18 protein-coding genes and 1 pseudogene are annotated in these 21,595 nt (G+C 61.0%); 8 read left to right on the top strand and 11 right to left on the bottom strand.

Annotated elements, in window-relative coordinates:
- Positions 1-109: 109 nt before the first annotated feature.
- From VQ071_RS05175 to VQ071_RS05155, 5 genes and pseudogenes are all read right to left on the bottom strand, one after another.
- Positions 110-1,039, bottom strand: coding sequence for a creatininase family protein (locus VQ071_RS05175; RefSeq protein ID WP_340512792.1), 930 nt, complete (start codon positions 1,037-1,039; stop codon positions 110-112).
- 16 nt (positions 1,040-1,055) lie between these two features.
- Positions 1,056-2,036: pseudogene (locus tag VQ071_RS05170) on the bottom strand (aldo/keto reductase).
- Between the two features lie 7 nt (positions 2,037-2,043).
- Complete coding sequence (locus tag VQ071_RS05165) at positions 2,044-3,315, bottom strand: NAD(P)/FAD-dependent oxidoreductase (protein WP_340512791.1); 1,272 nt, start codon at positions 3,313-3,315, stop codon at positions 2,044-2,046.
- Positions 3,316-3,331: 16 nt separating this feature from the next.
- Entirely contained in the window at positions 3,332-3,652 is a 321-nt protein-coding gene (locus VQ071_RS05160) for a MocE family 2Fe-2S type ferredoxin (protein WP_340512790.1), read from the bottom strand.
- Complete coding sequence (locus VQ071_RS05155; RefSeq protein WP_340512789.1) at positions 3,634-4,797, bottom strand: fatty acid desaturase family protein; 1,164 nt, start codon at positions 4,795-4,797, stop codon at positions 3,634-3,636. Before VQ071_RS05155 ends, VQ071_RS05160 begins: the two co-directional genes overlap by 19 nt.
- Positions 4,798-4,965: 168 nt before the next feature.
- On the opposite strand from VQ071_RS05155, the gene VQ071_RS05150 reads away from it, so the two are divergent.
- The gene (locus VQ071_RS05150; RefSeq protein WP_340512788.1) at positions 4,966-5,865 is read left to right on the top strand and encodes an AraC family transcriptional regulator; all 900 of its coding nucleotides are present in this window, start codon (positions 4,966-4,968) and stop codon (positions 5,863-5,865) included.
- Positions 5,866-5,871: 6 nt separating this feature from the next.
- On the opposite strand, the gene VQ071_RS05145 is transcribed toward VQ071_RS05150, so the two are convergent.
- Entirely contained in the window at positions 5,872-9,072 is a 3,201-nt protein-coding gene (locus VQ071_RS05145; RefSeq protein ID WP_340512786.1) for a glycosyl hydrolase, read from the bottom strand.
- Positions 9,073-9,266: 194 nt separating this feature from the next.
- Here VQ071_RS05145 and VQ071_RS05140 point away from each other — a divergent pair, with 194 nt between their 5' ends.
- The gene (locus VQ071_RS05140; protein WP_340512784.1) at positions 9,267-10,280 is read left to right on the top strand and encodes a glycoside hydrolase family 172 protein; all 1,014 of its coding nucleotides are present in this window, start codon (positions 9,267-9,269) and stop codon (positions 10,278-10,280) included.
- A gap of 396 nt (positions 10,281-10,676) precedes the next feature.
- Here the strand turns inward: VQ071_RS05140 and VQ071_RS05135 are convergent, their stop codons facing one another.
- Positions 10,677-11,708 (bottom strand): AraC family transcriptional regulator, encoded by a 1,032-nt coding sequence (locus VQ071_RS05135; protein ID WP_340512783.1) that lies wholly within the window; start codon positions 11,706-11,708, stop codon positions 10,677-10,679.
- Between the two features lie 193 nt (positions 11,709-11,901).
- Between VQ071_RS05135 and VQ071_RS05130 the strand changes: the two genes are divergently transcribed.
- Both VQ071_RS05130 and VQ071_RS05125 read left to right on the top strand, forming a co-directional pair.
- The gene (locus VQ071_RS05130) at positions 11,902-12,612 is read left to right on the top strand and encodes a PIG-L deacetylase family protein (protein WP_340512782.1); all 711 of its coding nucleotides are present in this window, start codon (positions 11,902-11,904) and stop codon (positions 12,610-12,612) included.
- 61 nt (positions 12,613-12,673) lie between these two features.
- The gene (locus tag VQ071_RS05125) at positions 12,674-13,624 is read left to right on the top strand and encodes a glucosamine-6-phosphate isomerase (RefSeq protein ID WP_340512781.1); all 951 of its coding nucleotides are present in this window, start codon (positions 12,674-12,676) and stop codon (positions 13,622-13,624) included.
- Positions 13,625-14,186: 562 nt separating this feature from the next.
- Here the strand turns inward: VQ071_RS05125 and VQ071_RS05120 are convergent.
- The gene (locus tag VQ071_RS05120) at positions 14,187-14,462 is read right to left on the bottom strand and encodes a Gfo/Idh/MocA family oxidoreductase (RefSeq protein WP_340512925.1); all 276 of its coding nucleotides are present in this window, start codon (positions 14,460-14,462) and stop codon (positions 14,187-14,189) included.
- Between the two features lie 438 nt (positions 14,463-14,900).
- Here VQ071_RS05120 and VQ071_RS05115 point away from each other — a divergent pair, with 438 nt between their 5' ends.
- The 4 genes from VQ071_RS05115 (at position 14,901) to VQ071_RS05100 (ending at position 17,645) form a co-directional block, all read left to right on the top strand.
- Complete coding sequence (locus VQ071_RS05115; protein ID WP_340512780.1) at positions 14,901-15,107, top strand: hypothetical protein; 207 nt, start codon at positions 14,901-14,903, stop codon at positions 15,105-15,107.
- Positions 15,097-16,356: a DNA polymerase IV gene (locus VQ071_RS05110; protein WP_340512779.1), complete on the top strand. Its 1,260-nt coding sequence runs from the start codon at positions 15,097-15,099 to the stop codon at positions 16,354-16,356. Before VQ071_RS05115 ends, VQ071_RS05110 begins: the two co-directional genes overlap by 11 nt.
- Positions 16,353-16,880 (top strand): hypothetical protein, encoded by a 528-nt coding sequence (locus VQ071_RS05105; RefSeq protein ID WP_340512778.1) that lies wholly within the window; start codon positions 16,353-16,355, stop codon positions 16,878-16,880. The genes VQ071_RS05110 and VQ071_RS05105 overlap by 4 nt, the downstream gene beginning before the upstream one ends.
- Positions 16,881-16,955: 75 nt before the next feature.
- Positions 16,956-17,645: an SOS response-associated peptidase gene (locus tag VQ071_RS05100; RefSeq protein WP_340512777.1), complete on the top strand. Its 690-nt coding sequence runs from the start codon at positions 16,956-16,958 to the stop codon at positions 17,643-17,645.
- Positions 17,646-17,705: 60 nt separating this feature from the next.
- On the opposite strand, the gene VQ071_RS05095 is transcribed toward VQ071_RS05100, so the two are convergent.
- The 3 genes from VQ071_RS05095 to recG form a co-directional block, all read right to left on the bottom strand.
- Complete coding sequence (locus VQ071_RS05095) at positions 17,706-18,602, bottom strand: Rpn family recombination-promoting nuclease/putative transposase (protein WP_340512776.1); 897 nt, start codon at positions 18,600-18,602, stop codon at positions 17,706-17,708.
- Positions 18,603-19,071: 469 nt separating this feature from the next.
- Positions 19,072-19,359: a stage VI sporulation protein F gene (locus tag VQ071_RS05090; RefSeq protein ID WP_340512775.1), complete on the bottom strand. Its 288-nt coding sequence runs from the start codon at positions 19,357-19,359 to the stop codon at positions 19,072-19,074.
- A 140-nt stretch (positions 19,360-19,499) separates the two neighbouring features.
- The gene (recG, locus tag VQ071_RS05085; RefSeq protein ID WP_340512774.1) at positions 19,500-21,569 is read right to left on the bottom strand and encodes an ATP-dependent DNA helicase RecG; all 2,070 of its coding nucleotides are present in this window, start codon (positions 21,567-21,569) and stop codon (positions 19,500-19,502) included.
- Between the last annotated feature and the right edge of the window lie 26 nt (positions 21,570-21,595).

Below are 21,595 nucleotides of genomic sequence, written 5' to 3'. Positions count from 1 at the left end.
GTACCACCGTGCTCTAACACACTTTAATCCATACTAATACATACAAAAGACCCCGTCAAAGCACGGGGCCCTCGCCATGATGAATCGTTGCGGCTTTAAGCAGCCTGCATCAAGTATGTCCCTGGCGGGACGACAGCCGTTCCAGCGCCTTCCAGCGCGACCCGGCGCCGACCGGAGGCTGTCCGGCCGCCGGACTCGCCGTCCGCCACGCATCGCGCGAAGCCGCGAGCTCCGCCCACAGCGCCTCCATCTCCGCGTAGCCGAGCGGCGGCGCTGGCTCGGGCCCGGCCGCATTCGCCTTGGCCCGGATCGTCTCCAGCATCTGCCCTGCGGCCGCGCGCAGCCCGTCCAGGCAGGCCTCCATGATCCGCTTGCCGAGCTCGGGCGAAGCTTCGCGATAGTCGTCGCCCAGCGCCAGCCGTCCGCCCGAACCGGGTGCCGTCGTCAACGCCGCGGCGTCCATGTCGACCAGGTCGGGGCGCACATACAGCAGCTGGGAGATCTCGTAGCGCCCCGCATGGTCGCCCTCATACCGGCCGCCCGTCAGCTCCGGATCGCTCGCCACGAATACCTGGACGCCGGTCCGGCGCGCGAATCGCTCCGCCACCAGCCGGTAATCGAACTGGTTGCCTCCGCTGTGTCCCGTGACCGCGACGATGCCCTTGAAGCCGGCGTTGGCGAACGCCCGCAGCTGATACAGGAAAAACCGCAGCATCACGTCGGGCGGCATCGCGGTCATATGCGGGTTCTCCTCGCCGACGACCTCCTCCAGCCAACGCGCATGATAGCCGGTCTCGTGAATCTGATAGCCGACCGCGGGCGCGACGATGCCGCCGGTCATTCGGGCCGCTTGCTCGCACAGCCATACCGCCTTGATCGTATCGAGCCCGAATGCGGCGATCTGGCCGTGCGGCTCGCATATGCCGAGCGGCAAGTACACGATCGGGCACGCCGCCAGCCTGCGCCGGAAGGCGGCCGGCAGCAGCTCCTCCCAGCGCACGCTCCCGCGAAGGGCGCTCCCGACAGCCGATTGTTCCATGGCCCCGCCCCCTCCTTTACCAGAACTTCGTATCGTAAAAGTTCCTCACCCAGCGGTGATGCTTGTACAGCTCCTCGAATACGTCGTCCGGAAGCGGGTCCTTGGCCGCAGCCGCGATGTTCTGATCCGCGTAGGCGGGCACATGCATCGATACGAGCGCGGTCGTAACGCCGGGATGCTGAAGCACGAACCTGATCGCGAGCTCCGCCAGATTGTCCGCATACTGCGGGACGAACGTGCGCAGCCGGTCGACGCGCGCCATATACATCTCGCGCGGCACGTAGTCGAAGTAGCTTTTCCGGTAATCGTCATCGCCGAATTGAATATCCTTCGTCAGAAATCCGGTCAGTCCGCCCTCGTCCATGACGCAGCGAGCCAGAAAGGCGACGCCGTGCTCCTCGCAGAACGGAATCAGGCAGTCGAGCGGCAGCGGATCGAACACATTGAACACGGTCTGCACGGCGTCGATCCGGCCGCTGCGCACGAGCGACAGCGCGATATCGTGCCGCTGATCCGGAATCGATACGCCGATGCTGCGGATCTTGCCTTCCTCCTTGAGCCGGTTCAGCTCTTCCAGCCAGTACGTCTCGCGGTCCCATTGCGGCCAATATTGATGGAGCTGCATAAGGTCGACGGAATCGACGCCCAGCTCGCGAAGGGAGATCTCGGTCGATTCGCGGATCCAGCCGGGCGGGAACGCCTCTTCGACCGGAACCGGCCTGCCCCAACCGACGCCGCCGGGATACTTGGACTGGATCTTGGTCGCCAAGAACGGCCGCTCGCCCTACCATTCCTTTAACGCCTTGCCTACGAGCCGTTCGGAGTCGCCGTAAGCACGGGCGGTGTCGATGAAGGTGACGCCCTGGTCCAGACTGTGCAGCACGGAGCGGATCAGATCGTTCTCGTCGAAGCTGCCGAACGCGCCGCCGAGTCCCATCGCGCCGAAGCCGATTCGCGACACGCGGTCGCCCGTTCCTGGAAATATCGAAAAATTCATGCTTCTCCTATGCCCCTTTCCCTTCGCTCGCAGGCTGCAGCAGCGACTTCAGCTTGACATCGGGCCGGGCGAGAAGCGCGGGGTCCGGGGTCAGGCCTCGTTCGATCATCAGCTCCGCCGCCTTGATGTCCTTGGCGATATTGGCGGCGCCGATGCCGCTGGCGGACACGAGCCTGCCGCCTTCGTCCAGGCGGAAGAACAGCCGGTTGCCGCCCGCCTCGGCGATCCGGGCGACGGTTGACGCGCCGGCGTCGGGCAGGCCGCTGACCTGGAGCGTCCGGTCGTACTGGTCCGACCAGAACCAGGGCACGGCGGCATACGGCGCCGCGCTGCCGAGCATGGCTGCGGCCGCATGCGCGCCCTGGTCCTCCGCATTGCGCCACGATTCCAGCCGGATGCGGCGACCGCCGTACAGCGGATGCGGGAACGAGCAGCAGTCGCCGGCGGCGAAAATATCCGGGTCCGCTGTCGCAAGCGTATGATCCGTGCGGATGCCGTTGTCGACGGCAAGGCCCGCAGCTTCGGCCAAGCGCGTATCGGGAACGGCGCCGATGCCCGCTATCACGGCGTCGCATGCGATGACGCGGCCGTCGGCCAGCACGACTCGATGCCCGATTCCGCCCTGCGGCGCCGCGGCCGGCTGAATCGCTCGGATGCCGACGCCAAGCTCGAACGCGACGCCCTGCGCGCGATGAAGCGCCTCTACGTCCGCCGCGATCTCGACAGGCACGCCGCGCATCAGAATGCGCGGGCCCGCTTCCAGCACAGTGACCTCGCATCCCCGCAGGCGCGCGCTCGCGGCCAGCTCCAGCCCGATGAATCCCGCCCCGACGATGACGATCCGGCAGCCGGGGACGAGCCTGTCCCGAATGCGCAGCGCATCCGGATAGGTGCGCAAATAAAGCAGACCTGCCGGCTCCTCGCCGCTGAGAAGCAGCCTGCGGGACGACGCCCCCGTCGCGAGCAGCAGCCGCTCGTAGCCGATCTGCCGGCCGTCCTGCAGCAGGACGGCATGGCCGCTCCGGTCGATCCCGACGGCCTCGGCGTCCGTCAACAGCTCGATGCCGCACTCCGCCGCGGACGCCGGACTCAAGATAGCAGCCGGCGAAGCGGCCGCCTCCCGAACCATCGCCTCCTTCGACAGCGGCGGCCGTTCATAGGGCGGGAGCGCCTCGCGGCCGATCAGCGCGATGCGGCCTGCCCAGCCTTGCGCGCGCAGCTCCGCAGCCGCGCGGGCGCCGGCCTGGCCCGCGCCGACGATGACTATGCTCCGTTCCATACCGGTCCCCCCGCGCTTATGCATCCGCGCTCACATAAACTTTGCCGTTTTCCACCTTGACCGGATACGTCTTCAGATCCACGCATACGGGCGCTTTCTTCGCTTTGCCGGTCGTATAGTCGAATCTTCCGTTATGCTTCGGGCATTCGATCGTGCTCCCCATGACGAAGCCGTCCGCCAGATGGAACCGCTCATGCGTGCAATACCCGTCGGTCGCATAGTACGCGTCGTCTTCGGACCGGTACACCGCGAACGTGCGGTCCTTGTAATCGAAGCGAATGACATCCTCCTGCTCGATATCGTCCGCCTGACACACTTCTATCCATGCTGCTTCCATGATGCCGTGTCCCCCTCCGTATCCATTTTTCCGCTGGTATGGCCCGTTGCCTGTCTGATTCTGTCCGTGATATAAGGAATCTCCTGGAGGCCGTACATATACGGACGCGCCGTCTCCGGCAATGGCTTGATCACCGCGTAGCTGGGGTCCTTGCCCTGCCGGATCATCGCGCCGATCGCTTCCCGCAGCGCCGCCCACAGACTCGGGCGAGGTTCGGGCGTGTCGTCCTTCATCGCTTCGTGCAGCGCGGGCAGCGCGTGGTAGGGCACCATCGGGAACATATGATGCTCCACGTGGTAGTTCATGTTCCAGTACAAGTACCTGAGGACCGGATTCAGCTTCATCGTACGGGAGTTCAGCCGGTGATCGAGCACGTCGTCGTACAGGCCGAGATGCTGGGTGATGCCGAAGAGCAGCACCAGGATGACGCCGTAGAACGAAGGCAGACCGACCAGCATCGCCGGCAGCAGGCTGCCCTGCCAGATGCAGGCGGCGACAATGGCCAGCAGAATCAACAGATAGATTCGGGCCTCCAGAAACGTTTTTTTGAACTCGGACTGCGGGATATACTCTTTTTCATGTGTGTCCACCTTGCCGAAGCAATGCAGAAAAAAACGCTTGATCTCGAGAGGACCGCCGTACAGATGCAGGATCTGCATAAACAGAATGCGCCAGATTGGCGGACGCTCCGTCAAAATCTCCGGGTCCCTGCCGACGATGTACGTATCCGTATGATGCCGGGTGTGGCTCCACCGCCAGGGCGTCGCCGACCGCAGCACCATAAAGGATGCAATCTGATACACCGCTTCGTTCATCCACGGCGTCTTGAAGGCAGTGCCGTGTCCGCATTCATGCCAGCGGGAGTCGCCGGGCGTGGCGTACAGAATGCCGTATATCGCGAATACCGGCACCGCCCACCAAGTTCCCCAAGTCACCGCGCCCAGCCAGCCGGCTGCGGCGAGCAGCGCGAACCATAGAATCGTATCCCGGACGGCGGGTCCGTCTTTGCGTCTCATCAGCTCTTTCATCCGCGCCCGCGGAATCGGCGACTGGTACCACTGCGCAGCGACCATGCCGCGCTCCTCCGCCAGCCTGCCTTCGGGACCCGTCAAGCTGTAATCCCGCTTTCGTATCTCGGCAGCCAACCTGCTCATCTCCTTCATCTGTGATGGATCTCGCTTCGGAACCGCTTGCAACTTCAATTTTATTCACACAATCGCACCCTGTATTTAGTCCGGATCGGCAATATGGTTGCCAAAATCGGTATTTTGACAGTAAGCTAAACAAAATCCGCAGGAGAGGAGGTACGATCCGTGCACGAAGAACGTCCTTTGTTTTTCAAAGGTCCCAGCGAAACGATCGATGACCTGGCCGACGTCTACTTCCCTCCGTATATCACGCTTGCGCATGTGTTCCATGCGCCCGATGGCTGGGGCATTCGTCCGCGCGTGCTGAAGCAGTTCCAATTGCAGTACAATCTGGGCGGACGCGCCGATTATCGCATCGGAGACCGCGTGTACGAGACGAAGCGCGGCGATCTTATTTTCCACCGGCCGGGCGAGAGTCACGAGATTACGACATTGCCGGGCGCACAGTATGTCTGCATTTCCGTCGTCTTTCATTTCGGCAGCGTCGCGTTCCCGATCGACAGCCTGCTTGCCGCCTCGCACGACATGGGCAACTTTACCGGTCGGGAGCTGGAGGAGAAGCTCACCGGCCTGGTCATCGCCTATCAGCAGCCCGGACTTGCTTCGCAGTTCAAAGCGCAGGCCCTGCTGATGGACGTGCTGTCCGAGCTTAACCGGATGCTGCACGAGCGCGTCCGGGACGAGTCGACCGCGGCACAGCGCCACAACTTCGCGAAGATGGTACTGGTCAAAAATCATATTTTGCAGCATTACCGGGAAAATGTGGCGATTCGCCAGATGGAGGAGCTGACGGGACTCAGCCGCGACTACCTCATCGCGCAGTTTCGGACGACGTTCGGCATGACGCCCATCCAGTACTTGATCCATGTCCGCGTCGAGAAGGCGAAGGAGCTGGCCCTGCACACCGGACTCAGCATCGGCGAGATCGCGGCGCGCGTCGGGTACAGCGATGTCCATACGTTCGGAAAAATGTTCAAGAAAAAAACCGGCTACAGCTTGAGCCGGTTCTGTTCCTCGCTGTTCACGCAGTCTGCCTACAAGGAAGACGACCATAAGCTGCCTTGAACTTTTTTATTCGTAGCTTGCGGGCGTCCATTCTATCTTAGGCGGCTCCAGCAGTCCGAGCTCCAGCAAATCGTAGGCTTCCGCGGCAGGCGGACCGTGCAGGGGCGCTTTTTTCCAATAGGTCGGCCATGCCTTCTTGCGCGGACGGTCCTCGTCGTGATGAGGACCGAGCAGATTTTTCAGGCTGCCGCATACGCGCAGGACGACTTCGTTGCGCCCCGGCCGCGTCAAGCGGCCGATCGGCAGACGGTCTCCCGTGCCCACGCCGAACATGCCGGCCGCCCGGCCGTTCACGGTGACGGAGACGACCGAGCCCTGCCACTGTCCGATCGCGAGCACCGCCTCGCCCGGCAGGCTGTCTCTATGGAATTCCATATGATAATCGACCGCATGCCCGTAGAACGGGTACCCTTGCGCTGTCCATGAACCGAGCGCCAGCGGCTGCGGCTTGCCGATGGTCCAGCGGCCTTCGTCGCGATATACGCCGAACGGGCCGAGCAGGTAGACAGGCTCCAGCTCCAGCCGGATATCGAACGGGCTCGCGGCAAGTTCGATGACATTATCCCCTTCCTTCAGCCAAGCCCCGATGTCGGCAACCCCGATATGATGATCCAGCCAGTTCTCTCCCTCGGACCAGCTCACGGCATGGCCATTGACGGACAGGCTGTAGAAGGGCGCCCGCTCCACGGCCAACCGGAGACGCCCCGGCAGTTGCCCGCGCCGGATATGACAGCGGAATATCGCGGTGAACCCGCTGCCTGCGCCGAACCGGTTGCGGTCGAGCAGACGCCTTTTATATTGGATGGCATTGTCCCACGGATTCGCCTCGAAGCCGTGATGCTCGTAGACGAGCCAGCCCGCATGGATGACATGAAGGCCGCGGTATTGCTGGCCGCCGACAGACAGATCGCAATAATCGAGCACCAGCACATTGTCCGCTTCCGGGACGATGCGCGCGACCTGCAGCGATGCCGCTTGGACGGCTGCTGGCGCATCGGCGGCTGCTGGCGCATCGTCCGCCTGCGCGACCGCGGAGCCGGAGCTTCGTCCCGCCTGTCCGGCGGACGCGGGATACACGCGGATCAAGTCCGAGCCGATCGGCTCGAGCGCCAGCCGGATGCGGAGCAGCCCCCCTTGTGCCGAACAGGAGACTTCTTCGATCTCGCCCGTCCAAGGGTTCCAGCGCTCGGCACGGCCCCCTTCTATCCCGATCGTCTCCCCGAACGCTTCCCGGGCGCTGTTGATGATGAAATAAAAAGCAGACCCGTCGTCCATTTCCCGGCGCAAGTGCTGGATGCCTTCGGCGGTATCCGGCACGCCCGCGAGGCGCGGAGCCGCCCCTGCGGCGCGAAGCGCCGCCTCCGCCGTCTCCGGCGATGCCGCCCTCCGCCAGTTCGGATGCTGCGCCAGCCCCACGGCCGCATCGCTTCGCGCACCGTCGACGCGGACGCACGGCTCGCCCAGCGCGACGACCGTGCCGCCGGCCTGCATATATCGCTCCAGCAGCGCCAGCGTGCCCGACCGGATCGTCTGCATCCCCGGCGGGAATACGACGGTCTCGTACGCGCATTGGCCGACGACGAGGCCGGCCCCCTCGATACGGGCATGGCGCTCCATGATGAACTCGTCCCCCAAGTCATAATCCCATTGACGGTTCGTGAGATGCTGCAGCAGCTTGAGATAGGGCCGCATATCGGGATTGCTCGGCGGGCGCTCCGGTTCCTCCAGCGAACCGCTCTCGTCAGCCGGCGATACGAGAAAACCGGTCAGCGTCGGATGGATGATCAGGATGCGGTTGACCGTCTTCCCTGGCGAGAGCAGATACGACAGCCGGCTGAAGTAATCGTTCATCGCCTTGTATTCCGGCCACCAGGGCTGCCGCCAGTCGAACGACTGGGGATGATCCCGCTTGCGGGCGCCTGCGATCGTCGTCGCAGTGAAGTGCTGATTCAGGAAGTTGATCCCGCCTGCGTACAGGAAGTCGCCGATCCGCTTGTAGTCGGCGAGATTGGAGTCCCAGCCGCCCGCGCCGTACGATTCGCACAGCACCCGCTGCCTGCCGAACTGGTTGGCGGCGCTGTGCACCTCCCGCAGTGTCAGCATCATCTGACTGTAAGGCTTGTCCGTGAGCGCGAAGGTCATCAGGAAGTCGATCGCCGGCCACTGCATATATTCATACAGCGACATGACCGCCGGCGAAGCCATGCCCGAGGGGAACGGCCAGTGGTGCTCCATAAAATGGCCGGTCCATGCGATGCCGTTTTTTGTGCACCAGTCGGATATCGGCCGGATATAATTGTTCACCCAGAGTTCGTGCACCGTGCAGTAGTAATCGTACCGCACCTTGGCCGAATCGACGACGATGCCCGCGCCGGAGGCTTCCATGAACAGACACGGCAGATGATCCTTCAGGCTGTAGCCGTTCCGCTGGTCGAACTCGGCGGCGAACCAGTAGCTGTACGGCAGACAATCGCGTCCGGACGCGTACACCGCACTGCCCGAGATCGCCGGTTCATCGGTAAAAAGGGCAGGCACCGCTTCGCCGAACCGGTCGCCGAAGCGCTGCCGGTACGCTTCGTAGGTGGTGGAGAGAAACGTTGGCGCCACCTCCGGACGAAGGAGATCCATGTAATGAAAGCCGCCCAGCCATGCGGTCGATTGCGGCGTTCCAAGCTCCAGGATGACGAATTGCGTGCCGTGTTCGGCCCACTCGGCAGCCGGTGCATGGGTGAGATCGCGCGTCATGATGAAGCTGTCCGCGGATGTCCCGGCAGGCTCGCAAGCGTAGACCTTGATCGGATGTCCCGGACGATTCATCGCCGGCGACGGACGTTGGGACTGCGCCGGTATTCCATCGATGCCCACCTTGCGGATGTACACCGAGTTCGCCGCGCAGTCCGGCAGCTCGGCAGCCACGTGGCCGCCGCCGAACCCCGACGGATAGGAATTCTCGTCGTAGATGTACAGCTTAAGGCCCAGGCGCTCCGCCTCCGCCAGCGCATCCGCCCAGCGCGCGAACCATTCCTCGGACAAATATTCGGTGACCAGTCCCGGCCTGGGATGAACGAATGCGCCGCCGAACCCGGCTGCCTTCAGCTCGCGCAGCTGCTCCTTGATCCGTTCGGCGTTCATATCGTCGTTCCAAACCCAGAGCGGAGCCGGCCGGTATGCCGAAGGCGGATCGGTGAATGCATGCTGTTGAATCATGAACGTTCCTCCAGACGGTATCGCGATATTTTGCGACCGATTATACACGGGGCTGTCCGCCTCGTAAACTTGAAAGTCGCCAAATCGTCTCTTTCGCCGCTTAAATGATATGAAAAGATAAGATTAACAAAATTGTGTTATATTCCTGACGAGCATTACAGGCCATAATTAAAGACGGCATAGGAGGAGATTGCATGATTCCCGAATTGTACGCAATGCGTTCGGCCCGGTCCGGACAGTTCACGACGTTCGATCCGGCCAAAAAAAGCAAAACGAAGCAGATGCAGCCGGGCGAAACGGTCACGGTCGCCGAGAGCGACCGTCCGGGCATCATCAACCGCCTGTGGCTGACGTTTCCCGGCTGGTTCTGGCGGCACTGGGACACGGGCGCGAGCAACGATGCGTCCGTCTTGAAAAAACTGATCCTTCGCATTTATTGGGACGGGCAGACGTATCCGTCCGTCGAATGTCCGATCGGGGACTTTTTCGGCATCGGACATTGCGAGTACCGGCATTACACCTCCAAGTACTTGGGGATGTCGAGCGGCGGGTTCTACTGCTACTTGCCGATGCCGTACAACCAGGTGCGCATCGAGATCGAAAATTTGCATGCGAGCATTCCGGTCGAAGTATTTTTCAACGCGAATTACGACGCGTACGATACGCTGCCCGACGGCGCGGGCCGGCTGCATGCGCTTTTCCGGACGGGACGGCTCGAAGCGGATGACCCGCTTCCGCTTCTTGAAGCCAAGGGAAAGGGACATTTCGTGGGCTGCAGCCTGTCCATGCAAGGGGAAGCCTCTAATTATTTGGGTTTTCTGGAAGCGCCGGAATACGTCTTCGTCGATACGGAAGAGAAAGAAACGCCGACGATCGTCGGGACCGGACTTGAGGACTACTTCAACGGGGGCTGGTATTTCCGCGAGGGCGAATATTATGCCGACCTTCACGGCGTTCCGCTCAAGGACGCGCTGCGGTCGATGATCAGCATGTACCGCTTCCACGAGCGGGATGCGATCGCATTCGAGAAAAGCCTGCGGTTTAACTTCCTGAATCCGTGGCATCCGCAGCATTTGAAGCCGTACTGGTATGCCTCCACCGCTTATTGGTACCAGGACCGCGCGGTCGAGCTGCCCGGCAAGCTGCAGGCGGACCAGCTGATGAGCATGTACAGGCGCCGCGATACGGATCATCAATCATACCCGTGATTCGGCAAAGCCGGCGCGCGGTCCGTCCGTATCCAGGCGGCCCTCTCGTCCTCTCGTCCTCTTCGCGTGTTACGCAAAATAAGGTCAGCCGATTCCGGCTGACCCGTTTTTATATTTACGGTTTATAGCTCCATATGTTCAATGACATAAATGCTGGTGTCTCCTATTTACAAGAGCGACGCGCCAGTATTCTTTTCCGATCCGACGCTCTTTGATACGGGATACCCTCGCATCTCGTCGGCATCGTATGGCACGAGCAGCTCCTGAAGCTTATCTTTCTCATCTTCCCGCGAATCTAGCCCTGCAATGAAATTGAGCAATTAGTCGCTCGCCACCCTCGTGGATAATTAATAAACGGGGCGGAGACTTGCAGATCATGCAGGCCTTGCAGCCGTTTCAGCGACGAGCCTGCACCGTACGCGCGTATTCCGACGGAGACATCCCTGTCTCATGACGAAAGTGGCGAGAGAAATTGTGCACGGTCTGGTAGTGCAGCATGGCGGCGATCTCCGTAAATGTATGCATCTGCTCGCGAATGAGCGCCTTGGCGCGTTCGATCTTGAGCTGCCGGTAGTACCTCATGATGCTGAGCCCCTTGCACTTCTTGAACAATGCGAGCGCATGCGTCTTGCTCATATGAAATTGACGGCAGATCAGCTCGAGCCACACCTGGCCTTCGACATTCGCTTCCAGATAGGCGACCATCCGCGACGCGAGATCCGCCTCGCCGCGGATCGTGACGGCGCTGGACAATCGCTGCTCGCGCGCCGGCTCGCAGCCGGCTTGGTACAGGTCGATCAGCAGCAGCTCCAGATAGAGCTTGATCGACTGCTCAGCTCCGAAGGGCGCGTCAGGTCTGCGCAGCAGCGTATGATCGAGCGGATCGTCGTACGGCGGAAGAAATGCTGCGAACCCGCTGCGGATCAGCTGCGCGAGCAGCTCCTTCTGCCGATCGTTCAGCGATAAGATCCGGTTGTTAAAATGAGCGATAGAGGGCGATGGACACTCGAACGATACGATGATCACGTTGGGGGACCGAATGCCGTTCGCCCACACGCCGTGAAACTCGCCCGGCTTGTGGAAGATGACATCGCCCTGTCTCAGCAAAAAGCCTTCCGTATCCGCGAATACTTCAAGCTCCCCTTTGTCCACGTAAACGAATTCCCAGAAATCATGCTTCTCGCCCTCGAACTTGAAGTCCGGCGCGAATTCGAAGTAATGGAAGGACACGAGTCTGCGGACGGAAAATCCGATCTGCAGCTTGGTCCGCGGATAGGCGATGCTGAGCGCATGCTTATCTGTCGCGTCGCTATCGTTAGACCCGCCGGTTCCGTGCAGGCTGTCCCGGGCATCGGCCGCGGGCGCGATCCGTCCGGCTGCCGGCTCGGCTCCGCTCTTCCGCTTTGCTGCAAATTGTGCGCCTTCCATTTTTTCACCCCATGCTCTGAAATCCCTTTCATCTGTCCCCCATTATAGCATCCCACGAAAAAGATGACGTGCAGATCCGGCACAATTGCTACAAGCCGCGCTCTTTTTGATAAATCGTACGACGCGCTTCGCCTCTACAATGATAGCGAATGGGATCGCGCTCGCCCCATAAGCCATGAGGAGCTGATCAGATATGAACGTGCTTGCCGTGGGCTGCCACCCCGACGATCTGGAGATCGGATGCGGCGGGACGCTTGCCAAGCTTGCGAAGCAGGGGCACTGCGTAACGATGGCGCATGTCGCCAATGGGAACAAAGGGCATCGTACGATACCGACCGAAACGCTTCGGGACATCCGCAAGGAGGAAGCGCGCCAAGCGGGCTCGTTGATCGGCGCGGAGGTCGTGAGCCTGGACATCCCCGATTTGTCGGTGAAGGCCGACCAGGACGAATTGATAGAGGCGCTCGTGAGCCTCATCCGCCGCGTGCGCCCGGATTATATCATTACGCATCCGCCCGAGGATTATATGAAGGATCATATGGAAGTTTCGCGCGCCGTCTTCGATGCCAGCTTCGCCGCTTCCATCTCGCATTATGCGCCGGATTCCGCGTTTCCTTTTCACGACAAAGTGCCGCCGATCTACTACATGGACACGCTCGCAGGCGTTGGCTTCCTGCCTACGGAGTACGTGGACATCACGGACGAGATCGAGGCCAAGATCGCCATGAACGGCAGCCACCAGAGCCAGATCAAATGGCTGTACGAGCACGACGGGATCGATTTTCTCGACTTCGTGAGGACCGTCTCCAAGTTCCGCGGCTTGCAATGCGGCGCCCGTTATGCCGAGGGATTCAAAGCCTGCCAGGCGTGGCCGCGCATCCCGACGCAGCGGCTGCTGCCGTGAAGATGACAAAAACGATTTTTTAAAACCTATCACATTTGACCACTTAAAAGGAGCTGTTCGAATGGATCTCATGACGACAATAAAAGGCTCTCTTCTGGAAAATTTCTATCCAGAAGGCTGGGACCTGGCCCGGATCGACGCCTGCTGCGACCAAGCCCCGGAGACGATCGGCGAGCGCCAGCCGTTCTGGCATCCGGCATTCGCACCGGTCGGCTGCGCCGATGTCGGGGAGCTCGACGTCAAGCTGGGGCATGCCATCGCGCTGGAAATTCGTACGGCTAAGGAGCAAGGCCGGCAGCTGGCGATGATTCTGCCTGCCGGTCCGATGGGCATGTACAAGTGGACCGCCCACTTCCTGCGGCAATGGGGCACGGATTGCAGGCACCTCCACACGTTTAACATGGACGAATGGAGCGACGCGGAGGGCCGGACGCTGCCGTCCGACAATCCCGGCTCGTTCCAGTATGCGATGGAGCAGGCGTTCTTCCTCCCGCTCGGCGAGCTCGCCGTGCCGGAGGGCCAGCGCAACTTCGCCACGGCCGACAACCTGCCGACCTACGCCGGCAAGATCGCGGCGCTTAAGGCGGGCGGCGCCGAGCTCATCACCGTGTTCGGCATCGGCCGCGCGATGCACATCGCCTTCTGGGAGCCGCATTTCGGCGGCGAATTCGCGGACGACGCGGCCTGGTCCGCGGCGACGCACCGTATCGCCGCCAAGCTTCACCCGCTGACGATCGAGCAGAATGCCATCACCAGCTTCAAAAGCCGCACGACACTCGTCCCGTGCCGCGCCAACACGATCGGTCCCGGTCTGTTCCTGCAGTCCGACCGCATCCTCGGCGGCTGCGACGGCGCTCTCGGCCGCGGCATGCAGTGGCAGGGCCTCTCTCTGTGGACCACGCTTCGCCACGGTCCCGACCGCTGGCTGCCGTCCACCTTTATGCCGACGCTGCCCGGCACGCTGTTCTATCTCGAGGAGCTGGCGGGACCGCTTGGCGCGGAGATTAACTGAATAGGCCAACTTTTAACGAGAGGAGATCGATCACAGGGACAAGAAAACGAAAAAATGCAACTAGAATAAAAAGTGGACACCTACTCAAGGGTATTACGATAATAGATGTATCGAGGAGGTGCTCACTTTGATGAGCAGCGGCAACGGTTTAACGAAGAATTTAAACAGCGTACGGTAGAGTACACGCAAAAACAGACGAAGTCGATAGGGATATCGCCCAGGAGCTGAACATTCCGGCAAGTACGCTTCACGGCTGGCCGGCGAAGTATCGGACGTTTGAGAATAACCTTTTAGCCAGCGCCCAAAGGGTTCGTGAGCTCGAGCAGTAGTTGATGGACAAGGAGCGCGAACTCAAGGCCAAGGAACGCCGGATTGCGGATGTCGAAGAGTAGCTCGCCATCGAAAAAAAAGCAGTGTTCATCTTCAGCAAACCAACTGACAAAAGAACGGGCCGGAATCCACCAATTCCAGCCCGTTCTATGCTTTTCATCATTTCTTTGAGAAATAACTATTGGATAAATTGAATGAACAAAGGGCTCTCCGGACAAGTATGATATTCAGCTCAATCCTTGCAATAAAGCCCCTCAGGTTTGTCTCCTTTGAAAATTTGCTTCGATTTCACCGCGCAGACAGATACGGGCTTTAAGCCAATAAGATGATTAATGCAATCAAAATCATGGGTAGCCTTCTGAAGAAACACCCCCCCGGTTTCTCTTTCGTCCCGATACCAATTATGAAAATAGACACTGCCATACGGCACATTGTCGACCGCTTGTACATGTTCAATCTCTCCATTTCCGGATCGGGTAAACGCGATTCGGAAACAGGCAGGACTCATTCTGTCCTCACGCACGGAGCGCGAATGCTACTTATCCCGGTTTCGGGAGCTCGCTGAAGGGGGCTGCATTGAACCTCAAAACGAGAGAGGGACACGTTGCCGTTGAACAAGACCTGCAGAACGTCGGATTCCGGGCCATTGGAATTCCTCCAAGTTTATTTGAGAAGGGCAATCTGCATGCGCAGCATAGCTTCCCTTATACGATCCGATTTTGTATGAATTGCCTGCTGAGGGCGCCTAGCTGGGCTTACGACGCTCGATGACATTCGCCGTCGATACTCTAGGCCCCTCTGAGCTGCAGCATCCAGAAATTTTTAAGTCCCGATTGGACAATCGGTATATTTTAGCCCTTGTAAGGGAACGTTAGTTCGTATTAAGATAAGAACAAATGTTCTTCAGTTAGAACTAGGGGTTCCCCATTGCCAAGGAGGAGTTGCCGTGCCAATCAATATCGAAAAATACGTCGGGCAAAACGTGGAAATCATTTACGAGGACAGCAAGGGCCGCTTCACGCAGCGGACGGTTGCCGTATTCTCGGTGCGCGCAGGCAAGGTGCGCGTGCTGGATTGGGGGAAGCGAGCTTTCCGCACGCTGTCGGCGAACCGCATTCTGGGCGCCAGGCCGGTGAAGCATCATGCCTCCTGAGCGTACGATCTTTCTGATCGACGGACAGTCCTTCTACGCCTCCATCGAAAAGGCGCGGCGGCGCGATCTGGACCAGCGGCCCGTCGCGGTGGGCGACCCGACCCGACGCTCGGGCATTATACTGGCGGCCTGCCCGATCGCCAAGGCGCGGGGCGTCACGACGGCCGAGCGGGTCGGCGAGGCGCTGGCCAAGTGCCCTGACCTGGTCGTCATCCGTCCGCGAATGCAGACGTATATCGGCATCTCGCTGTTCATGACGGCGATCTACGAAATGTACACCGACCAGGTGGAGCCGTACAGCATCGACGAGCAGTTCCTCGACGTGACGGGCTCGATCCCCGCCTACGGCCCGCCGGAGCGGATCGCCCGTCTGATCCAGCGTTATGTCAAGCTCGCCACGAATATCAATGTCCGCATCGGCGTCGGTCCGACCAAGGTGCTGGCCAAGATGGCGCTGGACAACTATGCGAAAAAGGAGAGCGGCGGCGTATACGATCTGTCTTTCGCTACGCTCGCATCTACGCTGTGGGAGCTGCCCGTTCACCATATGTTCATGGTCGGCTCCCGCATGGCGCGGCATTTCTCCCGGATGGGTCTTGTGAAGATCGGGGATATCGCGCGTCTGGAGCTCGGCGACTTCAAGCGGCGGATGCGCCGCGAGATGCAGAAGCAGAGCGACATTCAGGCCGAATATTACTGGCAGACCGCGCGCGGCATCGATCCGAGCCCGGTCGTGGCCGGCATCCGGCACAAGCTCAAGTCCATCAGCCACGGCAAGGCGCTGCGCAGCGGCCTGTACCGCAAGCTGGAGGATATCGAGGTCGTCCTGCTGGAGCTGGTTGTGGAGGTATGCCGCCGCACCCGGCGACATAAGTGCAAGGGCAGCGTCGTCTCGGTCGGCGCGGCGGAGACGGACGGGACGCGCACGTCCGGGTTCGGGCGCCAGACGCAGCTGCCCCAGCCGACCGCGCTCACCCACGAGGTGGCCGCCGCTGCGCTGAAGCTGCTGCGAGAGCATTGGAGCGGCTTGCCGGTCAGCCGCCTGACCGTGGCGCTCGGCGGGCTGTCGGACGATGGCGTCGACCAGCTCACCCTGTTCGAAGACCGGCAGTCCATCTTGGAGATGGAACGGGCCACGGATTACATCAAGAACCGCTACGGCAGCGATGCCATCATGCGGGCCTCCTCCCTGCTGGAGGCCGGCGTGGCTAGAGAACGGGCGGAGCAGATCGGAGGACACTACAAATGAGCAAGCTCGAGGGCAACGATCGCTGGAATTCGAAGCTGCTGCTCACCGAGCATCATGAGCAGTACGAGGAGGAGCACGCCGTCTCGCCGCCGCCTTCGGGCCATCCGACGGCAGCGGAGCTGCGGATGATCCGGGATGTCATCCTGCTGCCGCATATGCTCACCATGGTCCAGAAAAGCATGGAGGAGATCGAACGGACGGGCAATCTGCTGGGACGGCTTCATCTGGCGGGCGCCCATGTGCTGATGGATCTGATCACGCAGGATCTGTTCGAGCTTCGCCGCGAGCTGTCCCGCAGGCGTATCCGGCTGACGAGCGACGAACAGGTCGACCTCGTCATCTACCATCACTACATATGCCGGGGCTACGAAGAACGCTTCGGCATCGTCCGCGAGGTGCTGCGCTCGGAGATCAGCGTGCAGCTGGCGCGTTATATCGGGGATATCTCCCGCCATCTGAAGGCGCTGGACCGCAAGAAGGCGCGGGAAGCCCGCCGGGAGAGCCTGGCACCGGCCAAAACGTAAGCATTTCCACGGCAGCTGCGGTATACTGTGGACAAAAGCCTGTCCCGGCGCAAAAAGAAAGAGGGCTGCCCGACAATGTGCGGACGCTACACGATTACGATCTCGTTCGAGCAATTGCTCGCCTACTATATGGCCGACGACGCGATCGGCTCGCCCTACGGCCCCCGCTACAACATCGCGCCGGGCCAGCTGGTGCCGGCCGTTGTGAACGACGGCAGACGCAATCGTCTCGGCCTGCTCAAGTGGGGGCTGGTGCCCCCTTGGGCCGAGGACCCCAAGATCGGCAGCAAGATGCTGAACGCGCGGGTCGAGACCGTCGCGCAGCGTCCGGCCTTCCGCGAAGCGCTGCGCCGCAAGCGCTGTCTGATCCCCTCCGACGGCTATTACGAATGGCAGCAGACGGCGGACGACAAGCGCCCGCTGCGCATCCGGCGCAAGGACGGCGCTCCCTTCAGCATGGCCGGGATTTATGAGACCTGGACGGCCCCCGACGGCAGCAGACTGAATTCGTTCGCCATATTGACGACCGCCGCCCAAGGGCATCTCGCCGGGATTCATGACCGCATGCCCATCATTTTGCACCCGCGTGATGAGGCCGCATGGCTGGATCGCAGCATCCAGCATCCCGATCAGGTGCTGCAGCTGGCCATCCCGCTGGATCCGGCGGAGCTGATCTTCTCACCCGCCAGCCGGCGGGTGGGACGTGTGGCGAACGACGATCCGTCCTGCCTTGATCCCGACGACGGACAGGGCGAGCTGTTCTAAATCCGGCTCCGTCCCTCCAGCTCGTGCATCGGCCTTCGATACATGGCCGATGCACGCACCTTAGGCCCTCGCATCGCGCTTCAGCTCCAGCACGATCTCAAGCGGCAATCCGGTCACCCTGCTCACCGTCGGCGGCTCCGTCCCTTCGCGCAGCAGATTTCTCGCCACCGTCTCAATGCCTTCGCGTATCCCTTCCTGTATTCCTTCTTTTCTCCCCGCTTCTCTGCCTGCCTCGCTTCCCTGCTCCCAAGCGTCCTTCAGGAAGCTGATCCGGTCGCGCTCCGCTTTTTCTCTGGCTTCGTACAGCATTCTCGTCGTATCGTCTTCGCTCAAGTAGGCGAGCCGTTCCTCCGCCATTCTGATCGTCTCGTCCATTGCAGTCAGCTCCTTAATTTGTTGGTCGGATGCTTGGCGATCCAAAAAACGCAGCCAGCGGTGCAAAGGGTTCTCGGCGGCGAAAGCAGCGGCGCGAAACTTGGGCAGCTCCAGAAAATGCAGTTCCAGCAAGTCCGTCAGCCGGTACCGCTCTTCCCCGTCTGTATATAAATGAAAAATATGATGATAGCCAGTGATCGGAAACAAGGCATAGTCCAGCAAATTAACGCCGATCGTTCGCTTAAGCCTCGCGTAGTCTTCCCCGGCCCGGATCGAGCTTGTCAGCATTCGGCCCGTATAAAACAAACTGCGTTTCTCCATATGGCGGTAGGGGCCGACCTGCATTTCCACGTTGATCTGCTCTCCGGCCGTCTCGCAGCGAATATCCAGTACGCTGTCCTTGTCCTGGAGCAGGCGCTTGGTCAGCAGCTTCCCGTTCCGGATGGTCACATCGGTGATCGCCGACGCTCCGGTGCGGGACAATATGGCATTCAGCAGGCCAATCAGCAGCGGCTTGCTCTCTTCCTCCCCGAACAGCCGACAGAACAAATAATCGTTGCCGGGGTTTAACCTTTTTGTCATCACGACATTGCTCCTTCCATTATAGCATGGCCGCCATGCAAGCAGATGTTCATCGCAGCAGCAAACGTCAAAAACGCGCCGCTCTGAACGCTCGTCACGGGACAAGACATTCAAAGGGCGCGTGCTTCGCGACCGTTATGCTTTTGTATGTTTAAATATCGTCCAAATGACGGGTTTTGTCAATGCGTGGCTTGAGATCGCTATCAGGGAGGGAACAGTACCCAAGCATCATCAAAAGACACATTCGCCGAGCCGCATTTCGGTTCACCTCTTGCGAAGGCGCTAACATCCCTTCCGAGAATCAACCCTTTTCGAAGATCAGGCCCCCTCCGTTCAACTTTTCGCCAACAAAATGAATTATAGTCCGCTGCAAAACAAAGGAGAGTGGCAGGACCACTCTCCAGGGACACCTATTCACTGTTCGATCATCCATGGCCATGCCGCATTTCTCTCGTCCGGCCGACGCTCGTTATCGGAACATCGCCCACAGCTTGATTAGATGGAGCGTGCTCTTCGGATCGATCTTCTGCGCGATGACGAAGTTCACAAGCTGCTCCTCCTGCACATCCGTCAGCGGCTCGCCGAGCACCTTGGCCGACGATTTGACGAGTCGCTTAACTTTAATTCGATCCTGCAGATCGCTTTTGGTTACCCCGTCGAGCAGCGCTTTGATTCTATCCTTCGTGGCCGGATTTTTCATCTTGAACTTGACGCGCTCCACCAGATCCGGCCGGATGCCGAACTTTTGCCAGCTCACAGCTGCCCACTTCCCTTCGCGAGGCTCCTATATTGTATGCGGCAAAAGAAGGGAAATGTCTCCGGCGAAGCGCGAAAGATGCGCCTGCGACAGGAAGCCGGTTGTCCGGTAAGCCCGCCTGTGCAGAAGCATCCGCCTGTCTAATCCAGCGGCTCGCTGTAGTCCGGCGCTTCGCGGCGCAAGTAGTCGCGCAGGCCCGCATATGCGGGCGACGTCCAGAACGACGGCTCCGCCGTGAGCGCGGCGGCATCGTCGCGTGCCTGCTCGAGCACCTCGAAGTCGTTCATCAGGTTCGCCAGCCGGAACTCCGGCACCCCGCTCTGCTTCGTCCCGAAAAACTCGCCCGGTCCCCGCAGCTCCAGGTCGCGCCGCGCGATCTCGAATCCGTCGTCCGTGTCGGTCATCGCCTGCATCCGCTCAAGCCCGTTCTCCGACTTCGGATCGGCGATCAGGACGCAGTACGACTGGTGGTCGCTCCGCCCGACCCGACCCCGCAGCTGATGCAGCTGCGAGAGTCCGAAGCGGTCCGCATCCATGACGATCATGAGCGTCGCGTTCGGCACGTCGACGCCGACCTCGACGACTGTCGTCGAGACGAGCACCGTCGATTCGCCCGCCGCGAACCGCGCCATCTCCGCATCCTTCTCCGCGGAGGACATGCGGCCGTGCAGCAGACCGATCGCCAGCTCCGGCAGCGCCTGCCGCAGCTGCATGTGCAGATCGATCGCATTTTGCACGTCGAGCTTCTCCGACTCCTCGATGAGCGGACAGATGAAAAACGTCTGCCGCCCGATCTCCGCCTCGCAGCGGATGAAGCCGAGCACACGGTCCATCTTGTCGTGCTTGACCCAGTACGTCAGAATCGGCTTGCGCCCCTTGGGCCGCTCCCCGATCGTGGACACATCCATATCGCCGAACACGGTGATCGCGAGCGTGCGCGGGATCGGCGTCGCCGTCATCATCAGCACATCGGGATTGAGTCCCTTGCGCCGCAGGATGCTGCGCTGGTTGACGCCGAAGCGATGCTGCTCGTCCGTGACGACAAGCCCGAGACGCCGGAAAAAGACGTCCTCCTGAATGAGCGCATGCGTGCCGATCACGATGTCGATGAGCCCCATTTGCAGCGAAGCCAGAATGTCCCGCCGCTCCCGCGCGGTGGAGCTGCCGGTCAGCAGCGCCACCTGAATGCCGTAAGGCTCGAACAGCCGGCTCAGCGATCTTGCATGCTGCTCGGCCAATATCTCCGTCGGCACCATCAGCGCGCCCTGGCAGCCGTCCTTGACCGTCGCGTACAGCGCGATCGCGGCCACGACCGTTTTGCCCGAGCCGACGTCGCCCTGCAGCAGCCGGTTCATCGCGAACGGCCGCTTCATATCGCGCGTAATCTCGTTGACGACATTTTTTTGCGCCTCGGTCAGCTCGAACGGCAGATTTGCCGCGAACGCGCGGATGTCGTCGCTGCTGATCTTGTGCGCGATGCCGTCGGGCGCCTTGCGGTTCATCGCGCGGTACGCCTGCAGCTTCAGCTCGAACAGGAACAGCTCCTCGTACACCATGCGCCGCCTGGCTTCCTGCCCCTCGCGTGTATTCTCCGGGCGGTGGATGCGGTGGATCGCCTCCCGCCGCGGCATCAGCCCATGCCGATCCAGCAGCTCGGGCGGCAGCAGCTCCGGGATCATCGCGCCGTATTGCGCGAGCGCAAGCTCAATGCGCTGGCGCATCCACACCTGCGTGAGACTGCCCCCGATCGAGTACACCGGCTGCAGGGTGCCGGTACGGCCAGCGCCCTTGTCGGGGAACTCCGACTCCGCTACGGTGAGCTGGCGCCGCCGCTGGTCCCATTTGCCCGTCAGCACGATGTCCCGGCCGATCTCCATCTGATCCTTCAGAAATGCGCGGTTGAACCAAACGGCCGTCAGCAGCAGTCCCTCCACCGTCACCCGGCAGAGCAGCCGCGACTTGCCGCCGAACCGCTGCAGCGACGGCAGCGTCTCGATCCGGCCCTGCACGGTAATTTTCTCCCCGTCCTTCACCTCGTGAAGCGGCCGCAGCCGGTAATCCTCATAGCGGAACGGATAATACTCGATCAGCTCGCCGACCGTAGAAACACCCAAGGCGTGAAGCTCCCCCGCCTTGGGGGCGCTCACGCCTTTGATCTTCGTGACCGGTATGGCGAACAGATCCGTCTCTTGCGCCGATCGATCGGCCATTCTCCATCAACTCCGAATCGCGCCGC

This window comes from Cohnella sp. 56, from assembly GCF_037963805.1.
Lineage (GTDB): Bacteria > Bacillota > Bacilli > Paenibacillales > Paenibacillaceae > Cohnella.
Note: the sequence above shows the minus strand (reverse complement) of the source record. Positions and strands in the feature narration are given on the sequence as shown.